Source organism: Candidatus Poriferisodalis sp. (assembly GCF_965221945.1).
Taxonomy (GTDB): Bacteria; Actinomycetota; Acidimicrobiia; order Acidimicrobiales; family Poriferisodalaceae; genus Poriferisodalis.
The window spans coordinates 1,625,604-1,642,173 of the sequence record NZ_OZ244925.1 but is presented as its reverse complement, the minus strand read 5'-3'; the positions used below and the strand labels follow the sequence as shown (position 1 = coordinate 1,642,173).

Annotated in this window: 16 protein-coding genes; 6 read left to right on the top strand and 10 right to left on the bottom strand. The window is 67.9% G+C overall.

What is annotated here, in order from left to right; all coding sequences use genetic code 11:
- The first annotated feature begins 134 nt into the window (after positions 1 to 134).
- Positions 135 to 392 (top strand): hypothetical protein, encoded by a 258-nt coding sequence (locus ACOQPH_RS07665; protein WP_420624041.1) that lies wholly within the window; start codon positions 135 to 137, stop codon positions 390 to 392.
- 67 nt (positions 393 to 459) lie between these two features.
- On the opposite strand, the gene ACOQPH_RS07660 is transcribed toward ACOQPH_RS07665, so the two are convergent.
- A complete protein-coding gene (locus ACOQPH_RS07660) occupies positions 460 to 1,236 on the bottom strand; it encodes a hypothetical protein (protein ID WP_420624040.1) in 777 nt (258 codons plus the stop codon).
- Positions 1,237 to 1,371: 135 nt separating this feature from the next.
- Between ACOQPH_RS07660 and ACOQPH_RS07655 the strand changes: the two genes are divergently transcribed.
- From ACOQPH_RS07655 to ACOQPH_RS07640, 4 genes are read left to right on the top strand one after another with little or no spacing between them, the layout of a single operon-like run.
- Entirely contained in the window at positions 1,372 to 2,820 is a 1,449-nt protein-coding gene (locus ACOQPH_RS07655; protein WP_420624039.1) for an FAD-binding oxidoreductase, read from the top strand.
- Positions 2,817 to 3,809: an FAD-binding protein gene (locus ACOQPH_RS07650; protein ID WP_420624038.1), complete on the top strand. Its 993-nt coding sequence runs from the start codon at positions 2,817 to 2,819 to the stop codon at positions 3,807 to 3,809. The genes ACOQPH_RS07655 and ACOQPH_RS07650 overlap by 4 nt, the downstream gene beginning before the upstream one ends.
- Positions 3,806 to 5,053 carry a (Fe-S)-binding protein gene (locus ACOQPH_RS07645; RefSeq protein ID WP_420624037.1) on the top strand — a complete coding sequence of 416 codons (1,248 nt, stop codon included), beginning with the start codon at positions 3,806 to 3,808 and terminating at the stop codon, positions 5,051 to 5,053. The genes ACOQPH_RS07650 and ACOQPH_RS07645 overlap by 4 nt, the downstream gene beginning before the upstream one ends.
- Positions 5,050 to 5,271, top strand: coding sequence for a hypothetical protein (locus tag ACOQPH_RS07640; protein WP_420624036.1), 222 nt, complete (start codon positions 5,050 to 5,052; stop codon positions 5,269 to 5,271). The genes ACOQPH_RS07645 and ACOQPH_RS07640 overlap by 4 nt, the downstream gene beginning before the upstream one ends.
- A 23-nt stretch (positions 5,272 to 5,294) precedes the next feature.
- Here the strand turns inward: ACOQPH_RS07640 and ACOQPH_RS07635 are convergent, their stop codons facing one another.
- The 8 genes from ACOQPH_RS07635 to ACOQPH_RS07600 all read right to left on the bottom strand — a co-directional run bounded on the left by ACOQPH_RS07635 (position 5,295) and on the right by ACOQPH_RS07600 (position 14,692).
- Positions 5,295 to 5,906 (bottom strand): hypothetical protein, encoded by a 612-nt coding sequence (locus ACOQPH_RS07635; protein ID WP_420624035.1) that lies wholly within the window; start codon positions 5,904 to 5,906, stop codon positions 5,295 to 5,297.
- A 17-nt stretch (positions 5,907 to 5,923) separates the two neighbouring features.
- On the bottom strand, positions 5,924 to 6,637 hold the full coding sequence (locus tag ACOQPH_RS07630) for a redoxin domain-containing protein (RefSeq protein ID WP_420624034.1): 714 nt from the start codon (positions 6,635 to 6,637) through the stop codon (positions 5,924 to 5,926).
- A gap of 98 nt (positions 6,638 to 6,735) precedes the next feature.
- Complete coding sequence (gene cofH / locus ACOQPH_RS07625; RefSeq protein WP_420624324.1) at positions 6,736 to 9,186, bottom strand: 5-amino-6-(D-ribitylamino)uracil--L-tyrosine 4-hydroxyphenyl transferase CofH; 2,451 nt, start codon at positions 9,184 to 9,186, stop codon at positions 6,736 to 6,738.
- A gap of 53 nt (positions 9,187 to 9,239) precedes the next feature.
- Positions 9,240 to 9,764 carry a winged helix-turn-helix transcriptional regulator gene (locus tag ACOQPH_RS07620; protein WP_420624033.1) on the bottom strand — a complete coding sequence of 175 codons (525 nt, stop codon included), beginning with the start codon at positions 9,762 to 9,764 and terminating at the stop codon, positions 9,240 to 9,242.
- 109 nt (positions 9,765 to 9,873) lie between these two features.
- Positions 9,874 to 11,007 carry a transaldolase gene (gene tal, locus ACOQPH_RS07615; protein WP_420624032.1) on the bottom strand — a complete coding sequence of 378 codons (1,134 nt, stop codon included), beginning with the start codon at positions 11,005 to 11,007 and terminating at the stop codon, positions 9,874 to 9,876.
- A 34-nt stretch (positions 11,008 to 11,041) separates the two neighbouring features.
- Complete coding sequence (tkt, locus tag ACOQPH_RS07610; RefSeq protein WP_420624031.1) at positions 11,042 to 12,991, bottom strand: transketolase; 1,950 nt, start codon at positions 12,989 to 12,991, stop codon at positions 11,042 to 11,044.
- Positions 12,992 to 13,024: 33 nt separating this feature from the next.
- Positions 13,025 to 14,218, bottom strand: coding sequence for an FIST signal transduction protein (locus ACOQPH_RS07605; protein WP_420624030.1), 1,194 nt, complete (start codon positions 14,216 to 14,218; stop codon positions 13,025 to 13,027).
- Between the two features lie 15 nt (positions 14,219 to 14,233).
- Positions 14,234 to 14,692, bottom strand: a complete 459-nt coding sequence (locus ACOQPH_RS07600) for a hypothetical protein (protein WP_420624029.1) — start codon at positions 14,690 to 14,692, stop codon at positions 14,234 to 14,236.
- 118 nt (positions 14,693 to 14,810) lie between these two features.
- Between ACOQPH_RS07600 and ACOQPH_RS07595 the strand changes: the two genes are divergently transcribed.
- Positions 14,811 to 15,266 (top strand): nitroreductase family deazaflavin-dependent oxidoreductase, encoded by a 456-nt coding sequence (locus ACOQPH_RS07595; RefSeq protein WP_420624028.1) that lies wholly within the window; start codon positions 14,811 to 14,813, stop codon positions 15,264 to 15,266.
- Between the two features lie 45 nt (positions 15,267 to 15,311).
- Here ACOQPH_RS07595 and ACOQPH_RS07590 read toward each other — a convergent pair whose 3' ends face one another.
- A complete protein-coding gene (locus ACOQPH_RS07590; RefSeq protein ID WP_420624027.1) occupies positions 15,312 to 16,496 on the bottom strand; it encodes a M20 family metallopeptidase in 1,185 nt (394 codons plus the stop codon).
- Positions 16,497 to 16,570 lie beyond the last annotated feature (74 nt).

The window sequence follows — 16,570 nt, the reverse complement described above, 5'->3', positions numbered from 1 at the left end:
GAGGTGCCTCGGACGGTAGAGTAACAGGGCACTTCGTAGAACACAAGTGCCTCATCCGACGCGGATGTAGACACATGTCGAAGCAGTCCAAGCAGGCAAGCGAGGCCTCGCAGTCGAGCACGAGGAGCCAGCTGGTGAAGAAGGGTCGACATCGCCGCTATGAGGAGGCTCGCAAGTTTCAGCGAGCCACAGCGGAGCGTTTCACCGTCGAGGACTACGACTTCGACAACGCGGACCGTTTCGGCGTGGAGTTCGATGATGAGGATTCGGATCCCGATGACCAGTACGGCCATCTCGCCGACAAGTACGACGACTATTCGGACCTCGAAGCCAAGTACGCCGACTTCGATTCCAGCGACGACGAAGAAGCTCCGCAGCGCGAGAATGCCTGAAATACAGCGCCGCTGCCGTATCTCGTCGCCAGCGGTGCATTCGGGGCGGCACGCATAGCGGACTGGTTCAGCTGCGTTGACGAACGGCCGGATGGGGAAGCAGCTGGGCGGAATTGACGCGTTCGTCTAGATCGGAGCACAGCTCGGAGTAGATGACGGCCCCGCAGATGGCCGTCAGCTCGTCGCGCAGGACTTGGTACACAGGCCGGCTGCCGACATGGGCCTGTGCTTGCGATGTGCACCACCACGACACGTCGGTGTCGGGCCCGCCCCAGTCCCGTAGCTCCCATTCCCGCACCATCGTGTAGACGTGGCCGGTGACGGTCTCGTGGTCCTCGCGGCGGAGCGGGGCCTGCCAACAGATCTCGGGCTTGGTGTCCATCGGCCGCCGACCGGTCCGCTGCGCCAGCAGGTGGAATGCGCAGCCGGTGCCGGCGGGATGGCCGGCCCGGTTGGCGAACACGCACGCCCCGTCCACGACGCGGGTACGCCACCAGCCCTCGCTGTCCTGCCAGAGAGCTTCGGCGGGATCGCAGTGAAGTTGCCAGATCTCGGTGTCCAGCTCGGCGATCATCGAGCGGATGTGCGCGAGGTCGTCACCGCTGGTCACATACGCGCCATGGGTGCAGCAGCCCAGGGCAAGCTCTGGGGCCGGTTCGGGGTCGATGCCCGGGCAGTCAGCGCCGTAGATGCACGTCCAGGTGCTGGTGAGGAAGGTTACGTCGAACAGCCACGTGCGGTGCTCGTGCGGATCCTCCAGCGAGAGCCACTCTCGCGCATCGTCGCTGGGGTTCCCGCTGTTCGGGCCCGGTCCGATATCGGCGTCGGCGATTTCGGAAGCCATCGGCGGCGAGCCTACGAGGCCGAACGAGCGAGGCCGGGGCCCGAGAGGCCCGTGAGCGCAGCGAACAAGAGCGGGAAGCAAGGGCGGGCCGATATGCCCACTCGGCCCGCTCTGCCTTTCGGGTACGGTCACGCCGTGGCTCCAGCGGACGATGAGGCAGCGGACGCGGCCCTGCTGGCCGACCTGCGCAGCGTGCTCGGCGACCGGGCACGCGACAACGACTTCGAGCGCGGCCTGTACCGGCGCGACGGCTCGATCGAAGGCAGCCCCCCAGCCATCGTCTGCCTGCCGGACACCGCCGCAGAGGTCGCAGAGATCGTGCGCATCTGCCGGCGTCACGAGCGGGCCTTTCTGGCTCGCGGCTCGGGAACCGGTCTGGCCGGGGGAGCGGTGCCGGTGGGCAGCCCGGTGGTGATCGCCACCGCCAAGATGGATCGCATCGTCGAGATCGACACCGGCAACCGTGTCGCCTGGGTCGAGCCGGGGGTGTTGAACCTCGATCTGTCCCGCGCCCTGGCGCCGCTGGGATTCCATTTCGCTCCTGATCCGTCCAGTCAGCAGGTCTGCTCGATCGGCGGGAACATCGCCAACAACTCGGGCGGGCCGCACTGCCTGGCGTACGGGGTGACGACGGCCCACATCGCCGCCCTCGAGGTGGTGCTGCCCTCCGGCGAGACCACCACCTTCGGCGGGGTGGACGCGGAGCCGGCCGGACTCGACCTGCGCGGGCTCTTCGTGGGCTCGGAGGGCACCATGGGCATCGCAACCAAGGCCGCGGTGCGACTCACGCCGAACGCGCCGTCGGTGCGCACACTGCTCCTCGACTTCGAGGACGTCAGCGAGGGCTCGGCAGCTGTCAGTGCGATCATTGCCGCGGGACTCGTGCCCTCCGCGCTGGAGATGATGGACCAGCGAGCCATCGAGATCGTCGAGGCATTCGTTCACGCCGGGTACCCGACCGAGGCCGCGGCTGTCCTGCTGGTCGAACTGGACGGTTTGCCGGGCGGTGTCGAGGCGGGCGTGGAGGTCATTCGCGAGGTGGCCCAGCGGCACCACGCCGGCCATGTGCGTGTTGCGGCCGACGACACGGAGCGGGCGTTGCTGTGGAAGGGCCGCAAGAACGCCTTCGGCGCCGTTGCGCGGATCAAGCCCGACTACTACCTGCACGACACCGTGGTGCCCCGCTCGCGGCTCACCGAGGTGCTCGAGCAGGTGTACCGGATCGCCGACGCGTACGACCTGATCGCAGTCAACGTATTCCATGCCGGCGACGGGAACCTGCATCCGATCCTGGCCTTCGATCGGCGCCAGCCCGGCGTCGACGAGCGCGTGAAGGCCGCAGGGCGCGACATCGTCGCGGCATCCATAGCCGCGGGCGGGGTGCTCAGCGGCGAGCATGGTATCGGCCTGGAGAAGCGGGACTACATGGGGATGCTGTTCAGCGCCCACGACATGTACACCCAGGACCTGGTGCGTGAGACGTTCGACCCCGACGGCTTCGCCAATCCGCTGAAGGTGATACCGACAGGCTCGCGCTGCAGCGATTCGTTCCGGCAGCACGTGCCAGAAGGTGCCTGGGTGTGAACTTGCGGGGCAGCAATGCCGGTGCGCCGCCGGCAACAGGATCGAGCACCGGCCCGACTGAGGTTGGTGCCAGCCTCGCGGCGAACATCGCGCCCGAAGTCACGGGATTCGCCCGCGAGGTCGGCGACAGCGATCCGGTCACGGTGGTGGGTGCCCGCACGCATGCCCAAGTCGGCGGTGAATCGACGGCCGGCACACGTGAGGTGCAAGCGCCAGCGGGCGTCTGGGAGCACGAGCCGTCCGAAATGACGGTGCGCTGCGGCGCCGGCACACCCGTCGCTGAGCTGGTTGTGCACCTCGCACACAGCGGCCAGATGGTCCCGCTCGATCCCGTCGACGATGCCGCAACCGTCGGCGGCGTGCTGGCCTGCGGGTTCAGCGGCCACCGGCGGCTGCGCTACGGGCACGTCCGCGATCTGGTGCTGCAGACACGCCACGTCGATGCCACCGGCAAGGTCGTCACCGCCGGCGGGCCCACGGTGAAGAACGTCTCCGGCTACGACCTGCCCCGCCTGTTGGTGGGATCGCTGGGAACGCTTGGCTGCCTGGCCGAGGTGATCCTGCGCACCTTGCCGGTGCCGCCCGCGGCGCAATGGCTGGTGGGCGTCGGCGATCCGTTCGCGGCGTTTGACCTGCTGTACCGGCCCAGCAGTGTCCTGTGGGACGGCACGCGCACCTGGATCTTGCTGGAGGGCGACCCGACCGATGTCGCCGCCGAGACCGCCAAGGTGGAGCCGCTGGGCTTCGGCCCCGCACATGGGGGGCCGACGATTCCCGGAGCGGGGCGCGAGTCGATGAAACCGTCGGAACTGCGTGCGCTCGCCGGCACTCCGGGAGGGTGGATCGCCGAGGTCGGCGTGGGGTTGGTGCACCGATCCGAGCCAGTTGCTGCAGGAACGATCGCGCCGACCAACGCAGCGCTGATGGCTGAGCTGAAGCGGAAGCTGGACCCTGAGGGTCGGCTCAATCCCGGCCGGAGCGCCTGGTGAGCCCAGTGAACAGATTTGCGCTGCAGCTCGATATCGACAGCGACACGCTTGCCTCGTGCGTTGCCTGCGGCATGTGCCTGCCGCACTGCCCGACCTACCGGGTGACGGGGGAGGAATCGGCATCGCCCCGTGGGCGCATTGCCCTGATGCGTGATGTCGTCGAGCGGGGCGAAGCCGACGCTGCCTTCGTGGAGTTCATGGACGCCTGCATCCAGTGCCGCGGCTGCGAGACGGCCTGCCCCGCAGGCGTGCACTACGGCCACATGATGGAGGTGACCCGCGAAGCGCTCGCGTCCCAGACTCGCTACCAGCCACGGCTGCGACGGGCTGCCTACCGGGTACTGGGCATGCCACGCCTGCTCACGGCGGGTTCCCGGCTGCTAGCACTCGCTCAGCGTCTCGGCCTGCTGCGCCTAGCGAAGAGGCTCGGCCGTATCGGGGCGCTTCGATCGCTCGCGACAGCAGTTGACGCGCTGCCGACGGTGCCGTTGCACCAGCGACCACTCCGAGCGAGCGGCGATGACGTCTGGCTGTTCACCGGCTGCGTCATGGACGCATGGATGCGGGACACGCACCGGGCTGCCCAGGCAGTCATCGAGGCAACCGGTGCCGGTGTTGCGCTGCCGCCGGCGGGAGCTGCGTGCTGTGGAGCGCTGCACATCCATGCGGGACTGCGCACCGACGCTCGCCGCCTCGCGCAGCGGGTGATGACGGCGATGCCCGCAGAGGCCCCGATCCTGGTCGACTCGGCGGGCTGCGGAGCTGCCATGAAGGAGTACGGGCACCTGCTGGGCACCCCCGAAGCCCGACAGTTCGCTGCACGTGTCTTCGACGTTCACGAGTGGCTGGCCTCCCGCATCGACAAGTTGCCAGCCGGTCCGAAGAGGCCGCAGGATGCGAACGGCACAACGCGTGTCGCAGTGCAGGACCCCTGTCACCTGCGGCATGTGCAGCAGGCGCACCTGCCGGTGCGCACCGTGCTCGGCCGCTACGTGGAGATTGCCGAGGTCGACGACGACGGCCTGTGCTGCGGCGCTGGCGGGGCATACTCACAGCAGCACCCTGACATTGCCGCTGCCGTCCGTCAGCGCAAGGTGGCTGCCATCGGGCGCACTGGGGCAGCCGAGGTTGCCAGCGCCAATCCGGGCTGCACCCTGCACCTGCGTGCTGCGGGGCTCGTTGTTCGCCACCCGCTCGAGATCGTGGCCGAGCACCTCGCTGTGAACACGGGTACGAGGGCATGAACGACGAGATCACGGAGCTCGCAGATCACCTCGACGACACCGCTGAACGGCTCGCCGAGCTGTCCATCGAGCTACTGCAGGGTGCCCTTGCAGATGCCGACACCTCCGAGGCGCGTTCCCGGCTCGAGCGCAGCGTCACCCGCGCCCGCCGGGCCACGATCAAGGCAGCATCGATTCTGCGTGAGTCCACGGGCGCATCGGATTCCTTCGACGAATAGCAGCCGCTCGCGGAGCCCTGCGTTCAGATTCCGCTCGAGATGCGATACAGCTCGCCGATGAGGTCGTCATAGCGGCCGATGGCCAGGGTCACGGCGTAGGCAGCGCCGACAATGGCGCCCGCAATGGCGACCGGTCGCCGATCCAGCGCTCTGCCGATCGCGGGCACGCCGTGCGGTGCGATCGCGATGAGCAGCACCGGCAGCAGCGCCCCGACCATGTACACCAGCATCAATCCGGCGGTGCGCATGCCATTGGTGGCGGCATCGTTGAGGATGTCTCCGAGACGTGCCCCGACGCAGGGACGCCACAGCCAGCCAGCCAGTGCCCCACCAACAATGCCTGCACCGGTCGCGTACGGCGAGGAGTGACTCTGTGCCCGCCACGCCGCTACGTAGGTGCCTGCGGCGAGCAGCCCCGCGATCACGACAGCAGCGCCACGCGATGCGACCGACCAGTAGCCAGCCGCCGGGGCCCATGCCAGCAGCGCGGCGCCCACCACGTAGTACAGCGCCACGGTGAGCCGGGCCTGCCGGGCGACCAGCACCAGAGCCACACCGGGCGCGAGAACGGTCAGCGTGCACGCCCAAGTGATCACCTCGATGCCCTCGGTGAGGGTGTCGATAAGCGTGCCCACGGCGGTCGGCCCGCCGATCAGGTCTCGGCGAGGAGCCGCTCGACCGTCTCGTACAGCTCGCGGTAGGTGTGTGCGCCGTCGCCCCGGCGGTCGAAACGGATCTGGTTGTCGCTGTCGATCACGTAGACGCGCGGCCAGTAAGCAGTGGGCCCTTCCTGCCAGACGTGAAAGTTGTACTTGCGAGTGTCGAGCGCGATCGGCCAGACCACACCGAGCTCGGCCGCAGCCTCGATGATGTTGTCGACGTTGGCCTCATAGGCGAACTCGGGGGAGTGAACCCCCACGACTTCGACGCCACGATCCCGGAAGTCGGCATGGAGCTGGCCCAGCGCGTCCAGCGTCTTCTTGCAGTTCCGGCAGCCGAACGTCCAGAACTGCACCACCGTGATGGAGTTCTGCTCGCGGATCTCCTCCAGCGAGGTGGCGTCGGTGTTGAGCCAGCCATCAAGTTTCGAGAGCGTGAACGCCGTACCAAGCACCGGAATCGGCTCCAAGGCCTCCGTCGTAGTAGTCGTAGGCGCCACAGGAGCAGTCTCTGTGGTCGGTGCCGCATCTGTTGCGGTCGTCGCTGGCGCCTCGCTCGATTCGCTCTGGGGCGCAGCAGTCGGCGTGCTCGCAGTCTCAGTGAAGCCCGGATCGTCGTCAGGATCGCTGACGGCGGTCCAGACAATGAGCGCGACGCCAACAAGCAGAACGCCAACAGCGAGATAGCGCGCATACGAGGGCTTCATCTAGAGCGCAGCGTACGCCCCACCCCATAAACCGCGGCAGCGGGCCCACCCCGCCTGCGCGGCCGCTTAAACGCGACTCTGTGCTGGTTGCGCAGTCGCTAAACGCGACTGCCGAGCGATTCGAGCGGGATGAGTTTGCGGTCGGTGGCGTTGTCGGTGGGCCGGAGCACGCGGCTGTGCACCTCGGGTGCGCCGTCGGCGTTCTCGTAGCCGGTGAGGCGCTGGCGGGTGTGGCGTCCGAGAGGCTCTGCAATGTTGCGGAAGTCCTGCTCGGTGAGGCCTTGGCCGTGTTGGGCTCCCGCGGCTCGCGAGATGTTCTCGTCCATCAGCGTCCCGCCCATGTCATTGGCACCCGCCCGCAGGATCTGCTGGGCTCCGGGTGGGCCGATCTTCACCCACGACACTTGGATGTTGTCGATCAGCCCCCGGTAGGCGATGCGCGCCACGGCGTGCATCAGCAAGGTTTCCCGGAACGTCGGGCCGCGGCGGGCGCCCTTGCGCAGGTAGATGGGGCTGGCCATGTGCACGAAGGGCAGCGGGACCCACTCGGTGAAGCCGCCGGTGCGCTTTTGCAGCTCGCGGGTAGCCACGATGTGGTTCGCCCAGTGCTCGGGCTGCTCGATTGACCCGAACATGATGGTGATGTTCGAGTGCAGGCCCACCGCGTGCGCCGCCTCGTGGCACTCGAGCCACTCGGCAGTGTTGATCTTGTCGGGGCACAGCACTGCTCGCACCGAATCGTCGAGGATCTCGGCCGCGGTGCCCGGCAATGACTTCAGCCCCGCCTCCTTCAGCCGCAGGAGGTAATCCACGAGCGACTCGCCGAGCCGCTTGGCCCCCTCGATGACTTCGAGGGCGGTGAACCCGTGCAGGTGCATGTCGGGCACCACGTCGTGGATTGCGCGACAGACGTCGATGTAGTAGTCGCCGTCGAAGCTCGGGTGAATGCCGCCCTGCAGGGTCACCTCGGTGGCGCCCAGCTCGGCCGCCTCGATCACGCGCTCCTGGATGTCGGCCAGCGTCAGCATGTAGGGCGTGCCCCGCAGATTCAGCGACAGGGGGCCCTTGGAGAAGCCGCAGAATTTGCACTTGAACGTGCAGACGTTCGTGTAGTTGATGTTGCGGTTGTGCACCCAGGTGACGATGTCGCCCACGGCCTCGCGGCGCAGCTCGTCAGCGACCTCGCCGACGGCGACAACCTCGGGGCCGCGTGCCCCGAACAGCGTGACAATCTCTTCGTGACCGACCTGCTGGCCGGCCATCACACCGTCGAGCACCTCGCGCACGGCACCGCGGGCATACGACGGGCCGTCCATGATGGTCGTGGGCAGGTGGCTGGCACCGCCGGAGTACCACTGGGTGGAGTTCTCGTCGGCCGCCAGCACATCGGCACCGGAGCCGGCGTTAAGGTTCTCCATCGTCCGCTCGGGCATCTGGCTGCCTGGATCGTCGCGGCCAAGGCCCTCTGCGTCGGAACGGTCCATGACTCCGAAGCGGTTGCCGTCGGACAGCCAGCGCCCGGGTTGCAGTGCGAACTCCGGATAGATCGTGAGCCGGGGAGCGAGCGTGAAACGCCGAGCCTCGGTGACCTCCCCCAGGCGGTCCAGCGCTGGCCAGGGCCGTTCGGGGTTCACGTGGTCGGCGGTGATCGGCGAGACGCCGCCCCAGTCGTCGATGCCGACCTCCAGCAGGCCCCCGAAGTCGTCGGACAGGTTCGGCGGGGCCTGCAGGTGAATGTCAGCAGGCAGGATCAGCCGTGCCAAAGCGATGGCCTGCGCGTACTCGTCGGGCGGGCACGCGGGCATGTTGTGCATGGAGGTTCCCGCCTTGGGCAGGAAGTTCTGGACGATCACTTCCTGGATGTGGCCCCAGCGGGCGTGGCTCGCGGTGATGGCCTCGAGTGCCGCCAGCCGGTCGGCCAGCGATTCGCCGATGCCGACGAGAATCCCGGTGGTGTAGGGGATGGACAGCTCGCCGGCTGCTTCGAGTGTGGCCAAACGCCGGGCAGGCTCCTTGTCGGGCGAGCCCCGGTGGCAGTCGAGGTTCGGGTTCAGCGACTCCAGCATCATCCCCTGGCTGGGCGCGACTTCGCGCAGCGCCGCCAACTCGTTCGCCGTCATGGCCCCGGGATTGGCATGGGGGAGCAGACCGGTCTCGTCGCGCACGAGCCGGCACATCTCGATCAAGTAGTGGACGGTGGAGTCCCAGCCGTGGGAGGCCAACCAGTCCGCTGCTGCGGGGTAGCGCAGCTCGGGACGTTCGCCGAGGGTGAACAGCGCCTCGTGGCAGCCTGCCCGGGCGCCGCTGGCGGCTATTTCCAGCACCTGTTCCGGTGTGAGATACGGCGAGCCGAGCCGCGCTGGGGGTTGGGCGAACGTGCAGTAGCCGCACTTGTCGCGGCACAGCATCGTCAGCGGGATGAACACCTTCGGGCTGTAGGTGACCCGTGTGCCGAACGTACGGTCACGCACCTCGCCAGCGCGCTCCGCCAGCTCAGCGAGCGGCAGTTCTGCCAGTGCCAGCGATGCCGCCGTCGGCTGCGGCGGCACAACGACCCCATTGGTCGCTGCGTCGTCGACGCCGTGCGATGGATCGATGATGGTCACAGGGACTCTCCGTTCGTGGGCTGGAGTTCGATGGCTCGGGCGCGCGGTGCATCGGAGTGCTGCTCGCCGTGAGATTCGTCACCGAGATGGGCACGGCTGCGAATGCGTGTCGGGTTGACCGGCTCGTCGCACGCAGGGCACCGGGTGGCGATTTCGAGTGCCGTGCCGCAGTCGGCATGCACGAGCACCGTGGGGGCGTCCCCGTCTTGACACCACCGGTCGCCCCATGCCATGAGTGCAAGCAGGCTGTTCGACAAGTCGAGCCCTTTGGGCGTCAGGACGTAGTCGTAGCGAACCGGGCGGTGCTGGTAGGGCACCTTGGCGACAACGCCGGCATCGGTGAGGCGGCTGAGCCGGTCGGCCAGCATGTTGCGGGCGATGCCCAGGTCATGCTGCATGGCGCTGAAGCGGCGCACGCCGCGGAACAGGTCACGAAGGATGAGCAGCGTCCATCGATCGCCCACGATGTCGAGGGTTGCCTGGATGGAGCAGGCGGGTTGGCCCGACGGGAGCGCGGTCACGGCCGCGCACACTACGGCAGTCAGTTTCGGTTTGCAACTGACTGGCTTGTGTCAGGCGAGCGAGTCTGCCCGGCGAGCCGTCAGGCGAGCGAGTCTGCCCGGCGAGCCGTCAGGCGAGCGAGTCTGCCTTGGCCTCGAGCGACACCAGCAGTTCGTCGAAGCTCTTGGTGAACGCCGCGACGCCTTGTGCCTCAAGCGTGTCGGCGACGCCGTCGAGGTCGACACCATGCGATGTCACGGCCTCGAGCACGTAGCGGGCTGCGGATTGGTCGGCGTCGATAGTGCGACGGAGCTTCCCGTGATCACAGAAGGCATCCAACGTGGCATCGGGCATGGTGTTGACCGTGTTCGGCCCGATGAGCTCGTCGACATACAGCGTGTCGGGATACGCCGGATTCTTCGTGCTCGTCGATGCCCACAGCGGACGCTGGACTTGTGCTCCGAGCGCCGCGAGCCGTTCCCAACGCGGTCCACTGAAGATTTCGCCGAAGCGACCGTACGCGGCCTGCGCCTGTGCGACCGCGGTGCGGCCGCGCAGCCCGAGCGCGCTGGGGGTCCCGACCGCGTCGAGGAGACGATCGACCTCGGTGTCGGTCCGGCTCACGAAGAACGAGGCCACGCTGGCCACTCCCGACAGGTCGGTGATCCCGGCAGCGACACGGTCTTCGAGGCCAGCCACGTACGCGTCGGCCACCTGCTCGTAGCGGGCCACGGAGAAGATCAGCGTCACGTTGATGCTGTAGCCCTCGGCGATCATCTGGCGGATAGCGGGGAGGCCCTCCACGGTTCCGGGGATCTTCACCATCAGGTTCGGCCAAGCGATGCCTTGGTGCAGTTCCCGGGCGGCCTTGGTGGTTGCCTCCGTGTTGTGCGCGAGCGACGGATCCACCTCGACCGACACGAAGCCATCCGTGCCGCCCGAGGCCGCATGCACCGGTTCAAGTGCCCGCAGCGCGCCACGAATGTCGCTGGTCACCAGCTGCCAGTAGGCATCGTCCACCGAGGTGCCTCCGCACACGAGGTCACCGAACTGCTCGTCGTAATCGTCCGATGACTCGATGGCCTTCTGGAAGATCGACGGATTCGATGTCAGGCCGCGGATGCCCCGTTCCACCCAGGCTTCGAGCTCGCCGCCGGTGATCCATCCGCGGCGGAGATTGTCGAGCCAGGGGCTTTGCCCGCATTCGGAGTACAGCCCCTCCAGCCGCCCGTCGGTGGTACTGCCGTTGCCGCCTTCGGTCATGGGGATCCTTCTGTGAACATTCCTTCTGTTGTGTCTACAGCAGCTTGCGGGCCGCGTCGGCGATGGACGGTGCCGTGAAGCCGAAGTGGGCCATCAAGTCGCTGCCCGGCGCGCTGGCACCGAAGCGATTCATGGACACGGTGGCATCGGCGTAGCGGTCCCAGCCCATGGGAGACCCGGCCTCAACACCCAACACCGGGACGCCGTGAGAGAACACTGAGGCCCGGTACTGGGTGTCTTGAGCCTCGAAGAGATCCCAACTGGGCATCGACACCACCGAGCTGGCGATGCCGTCCGCGGCGAGCAGCGCTGCTGCCTCGGTGCAGCACTGCACCTCGCTGCCGGTGCCCGCCAGGATGACCGCAGGGGCCGGGGTGTTGATGAGGACATAGGCGCCTCGGGCGACCTGCGAAGCGCGCTCGGTGCCGTCGAGCACCCCGACGTTCTGGCGGGTCAGCACCAGCGCAGTCGGGCCGTCTCGCTCAACTGCGATCTGCCATGCCTGGGAGGTCTCGTTGGCGTCGGCGGGCCTGATCACGCACAGACCCGGAATGGCGCGCAGGGACACGAGGTGCTCGATCGGCTGGTGGGTGGGTCCGTCCTCGCCCAGACCGATCGAATCGTGTGTCCAGACGAAGACCGTCTTGGCGCCGCTCAGTGCCGCCAGCCGCACAGCCGGCCGCATGTAGTCGCTGAAGACCAGGAAGGTGCCGACGACCGGCAACACGCCACCGTGCAGGGCCATGCCGTTGGCGACTGCGCCCATGGCGTGCTCGCGGACGCCGAAATAGAGCTTGCGTCCGCCTGGATTCGCGGCCGACAGCACCTCGGCGGTCACGTCGGTTCCGGTGTTGCCGGTCAGGTCGGCCCCGCCGCTGATGAGGGCGGGCACGGTGTCCATGGACGCGTCGAAGACACGGTTGGCAGCGACCCGGGTCGCCATCTGGGTACCGGCCTCGAAGGTCGGAAGCTCGGACAGGCGGCCGCCCAGGGCCCCGGCCGACCACAGCGCGTCGAGCCAGTCGCGGTCGTGCCCGCTCGCGGCGAGCCGGGCTTCCCATTCGAGACGCTCAGCGGCGCCCCGCGCACCGGCGGCCAGGTAGGCCTGCGTCACGTCGTCGTCCACTACGAAAGCGGCTTCGGGATCCATATCCATGGCCCGCTTGGCGGCGGCAATCTCGTCGGCGTCGGTAATAGCGCCATGCGCAGCCGACGTGTCCGATGCGGTGGGCATCGGGTAGCCGATGTGGCTTCGGACGATGACCATTGATGGCCGGTCGCTGACCAGCATTGCCTCGCGCAGTGCCCGCTCGAGCCCGTCCACATCCTCGGCCGCCTCTTTGAGGTCGTTCACGTGCCAGCCGTACGCCTCGAAGCGGCGGGCGGCGGTGTCGCTGAGAGCCAGATCGGTGCTGCCGTCGATCGTGATGTGATTGTCGTCGTACACCGCTACGAGGCGTCCGAGCTGTTGGTGACCCGCCAGCGATGCCGCCTCATGGCTGATGCCCTCCATCAGGTCGCCGTCGCTGACGATGACGAAGGTGCGGTGGTCCACCAGGTCTGCACCCAGCCGGGAGCGGAGGCCGCGCTCGGCTAGCGCCATCCCGACGGCATTGGCGAAGCCCTGACCCAATGGCCCAGTGGTGACCTCCACGCCGGGAGTGAGTCCACGCTCGGGGTGCCCGGGCGTGATCGAGCCCAGTTGTCGGAAGTCGCGGATGTCCTCCAGGGTGACGCCGTAGCCCACCAGGTGAGCCATGGCGTAGACGAGCATTGAGGCGTGGCCCGCCGACAGGATGAACCGGTCGCGGTCGGGCCAGTCGGGTTCGGAGGCGTCGTAGCGCAGGATGCGGCTGAACAGCACATGGGCCAGCGGCGCCAGCGCCATGGCCGTGCCCGTGTGACCGCTGCGGGCACGCATCACAGCGTCCATCGCCAGCGCTCGGATGGTGTTGATCTGCCGGGCTTCCAATGCTGCATTCATGACGATGCGCTCACGATCCGATGCTCACCCTGTTCATGTGGTTGCCCGATGGCTTGACGTATCGTCGCTGTCGGCAAACAGCGCCATCGAGGCCGTGAATCCATGCACGTACGAGCGTGCGCCGACGGGACCGATCTCGCCTGCGCAGAACATGCCGGCCACTTCGGCGGACGTGTGCTCGGCGAGGACAGAAGCGTCATGATGCGGAGCCTCGAACAGATGGGTGCCGCGCCCGTTGCAGGTGAACAGCAGCGCGCTCTGGGTCTGTGGCGAATGCTCGAGCGCTGCGCGCAGGTCTTCGTCGGCAGTGAGGGCGTCGCGAACGTGGAACTGCACTGTCGCTCCGACCGGCGCCTCGTCGCCGATGGCGATGGCGCCGGTTTCGCGGTCTGCTCCGAGCACGCCGCGGATCAAGAAGTCTCCGGAGCCGAACTCGACCTTGCGCTCGTCGGTGACTCGACCGACATGCAGGCCCCGCTGCACCAGCCGCTGGTCGGCCGGGTCAAGCTTCGAGAACATCTGCTGGAGTCGCTCGAAGGGGGGCAGGCCGCCGAGCGAGCGGACGACGTTTCCTTCGGCCTCGGTGATGATGTACGGCTGACCGATGGGCCGGCAGCCCTGAGAGACCAGGTGTGTGACTGTGGCGCTGCCGCCCACGATCAGCGCTGCGGCGCCAGAGCGGTGAACACCGCCATCGGCAACGATGCGGTTGCCGCCCGGCATGGGTGCCCCCGAGGACAATCCGCCGAGCACGCTCACGTGCGGCCAGCGCTGCGCCCAGTGCGCGAGCGCCGCATCGACGGGGTACGAGTACGGGTCGGCCAGCACGATCATTGAGGGATCACCGGTGGCGTGCACCGAGTCCAGTGCGGCTGCGAGCGCCTCATCGTCGGCGGTCGGAGAGGGCACCCCGCTCAGCCAGACCGCACGAGCTCGTGGTCCCTCGCCGGGACCCAGGCTGCCAACCCACAGCACTGCGGCGGTCTCTTCCTCGATCTCGCGTTCGCCTGCGGCCACCGAGCATGCGGTAGTGCCGATGAACGCACCAGGGCTGAGCAGCTCTCCGACCGCCGCAGCAATTTCGTCGGTGTTCGCCATGTGCTCACCCGAGGTGAACAGCAGCGCCACGTCGGGCTGCACACCGAGCGACTCGAGGACGCGGCCGACGATCTCACCGGTCGCCACGCCGGGATCGGAGTGCTGGGACAACCCGACAGTGAACGGCATTGCTGTGCGGGCCGCCTAGCCGCTTTGCTCTGCAGGCGTGCCGGTCCAGCCGCCAGCGGCGGGCGGTGCTTCGCTGGACGCCGAGGCATCGTCTGCCGGCGGGTTCATCGTCAAGGGCACCACGACCACTTCGCCTTGGTCAATGCGGCAATGGGCCTCGATGGTGGACGGTTCGTCGAAGGTGAGATCGGCCTGGACGAGGTTGTAGCCGAACTTGCCGGGCTCGACGGTGAGCGGTTGCACGTTGCGCGCTATCTGCTCGTCGCCGCGCAGGAACCGCACTTCGAGCGCCGCCAGCCCGGCGTGGGCAGCGGGGCAGCGCACGAGCACGAGCATGTGCGGGGTGATGGTGACCGGGAACGGGCTCGGGGCGGCCATCGAGAAGTGAACGCCGGCGAGATCGATGCGCGCGGCACCGCCCGCCGCTTGGCGCATGTCGAAGTGCTCGATGAACAGCGCGGACATGATCTGCACGTTCAGGATCGTAGGCGTGCCGCAGTGCCGAGACGCGAACACACAACGCGGACGCTGGCAGAGTCTCGTGAAGGCCTGACGCGGGCTGCGCTCGATGCGCCGCCGTAGATTGCGCCCCATGGCACACAGCGCGAGATTCGACGGCACCTATGCACCGAGCACGTGGGACTGGGTGGCGGACCAGGCAGCGACGTACGAGTCATCTTCGGGCACCGAGGCGAACACACTGCGCGATACAGGCCTGCCGATCATCGTGATGACGACCGTCGGGCACAAGACCGGCTTGGTACGCAAGGTTCCGCTGATGCGAGTCGAGCACGAAGGCGAGTACGCGATCGTCGGTTCCAAGGGCGGCGCACCGGCGCATCCGGGCTGGTACCACAACCTGATGGCTGACTCGACGGTGCTCATCCAGGATGGTCCTGAGCCGTTCGAGACGACGGTCCGGCGCATCTCTGGCGCCGAGCGAGATGCCTGGTGGGAGCGGTGTGTGGCCGCCTTCGCGCCCTACGCCGAGTACCAGGCCAAGACAGATCGAGAGATTCCCGTCTTCATCACCGCAGCGCGCGATTGACCCGCCTGTCCGCCGGGGCCGGCCAGACCTGCAGGTGCTGACGCTCTAGCGCTTCAGCAGCTGGCGGTAGACGGCGGCAGCGCGTTCGAGCTCGGCGATCTCGACCCACTCGATGGCCTGGTGAGCCTGGTCGATGGAGCCTGGACCGAACACCACGATCTGATCGGCCACCTCGCCGTATCGCAGTGCATTCGTGCCGAAGTCCGCGACAGCCGGTCCATGTCCCGACATCTCGGCGAGCGCCGTCACCAGGTCGCTCCCAGGGGCCTGGAAGAACGCGTTGCTGCCGAACCCGTTCGCCAAGTGCACCTTGACACGGGCCGGCAGCGCTGCGGCACGTATCAGCTCCGTGAGACGGGTGGATTCCTCCTCATAGTCCTCCCTGTCGGCGATCCGCCGCCCGACGTACAGCTCGCAGTGGTCGGGCACGATGTTGCGTGCCCGCCCCCCGCTCATCTCGTTGACCGACGCGGTGCCGGCACCCAGTGCGCCGACCTCGCGCTGGTTCGCCAGCCGTTCCTGTTCAACATCGATCGCGGCCACGATGCGTGCGCCAGCCGAGAGTGCGTTGATGCCGAGGTGGGGCTTGGACGAGTGCGCCGCACGGCCCTCCACCTCGACTTCGAGGCCGAGGCCCCCCTTGTGGCCGTACACCGGTGCGCACATTGTCGGCTCGGCGACGACGATCTGCTCGCGGCGTTCACCGCGTTCGAGCAGTCGGTCCCGGTAGGCGGATGCGCCGGCCAGGCCGCCCCCTTCTTCGGAGATGGTGCCGACCAGCTCGACAGTGCACATCGGCTGCACTCCGGCGGCAGCCATCTCGCCCAGCACGGCGAGCACGACGGCCATGGTTGCCTTGGTGTCGACGGCGCCTCGGCCCCAGACGCGTCCCTCGGTGACGCGGCCGTCGAACGGGTCGCCTTCGGAGTGCTCGACGCCGACGGTGTCGAGGTGCACGTCGACGGCGAGCATGCGCTCGGTGCGGCCGGCGAAGCGGGCGTACACGTTGGGCCGTCCCGGCTCGATCTCGTCCAGCTCGACCTCTGCGCCGAGGGCCTCGGCTCGTGCTGCCACCCAGTTGGCCATGTCGGCTTCTGCGACGGTGCCCGAGCGCGGACCGTGATGCATCGGGTTAACGCTAGGGATGCGCACCATCTCGCTCAGCAGCTCAGCCATCGACTGGCCCGTTGCTGTGCCGCCAGTGGTGCCGGTCGCCGTGCCGTCGTTCATGAGTCACCCCTTCGTGGCGGAGCGTACGCGCAGCGCAATCGCGGCGCAGCGAACCCGGCCTTCCCATGGAGGTT

Bases quoted from the DNA above. Each gene is read 5' to 3' on its own strand.
- ACOQPH_RS07660 (WP_420624040.1), bottom strand. From the start codon at position 1,236: ATGGCTTCCGAAATCGCCGACGCCGATATCGGACCGGGCCCGAACAGC.
- ACOQPH_RS07640 (WP_420624036.1), top strand. From the start codon at position 5,050: ATGAACGACGAGATCACGGAGCTCGCAGATCACCTCGACGACACCGCT.
- ACOQPH_RS07630 (WP_420624034.1), bottom strand. From the start codon at position 6,637: ATGAAGCCCTCGTATGCGCGCTATCTCGCTGTTGGCGTTCTGCTTGTT.
- tal (WP_420624032.1), bottom strand. From the start codon at position 11,007: ATGACCGAAGGCGGCAACGGCAGTACCACCGACGGGCGGCTGGAGGGG.
- tkt (WP_420624031.1), bottom strand. From the start codon at position 12,991: ATGAATGCAGCATTGGAAGCCCGGCAGATCAACACCATCCGAGCGCTG.
- ACOQPH_RS07605 (WP_420624030.1), bottom strand. From the start codon at position 14,218: ATGCCGTTCACTGTCGGGTTGTCCCAGCACTCCGATCCCGGCGTGGCG.
- ACOQPH_RS07595 (WP_420624028.1), top strand. From the start codon at position 14,811: ATGGCACACAGCGCGAGATTCGACGGCACCTATGCACCGAGCACGTGG.
- ACOQPH_RS07590 (WP_420624027.1), bottom strand. From the start codon at position 16,496: ATGAACGACGGCACGGCGACCGGCACCACTGGCGGCACAGCAACGGGC.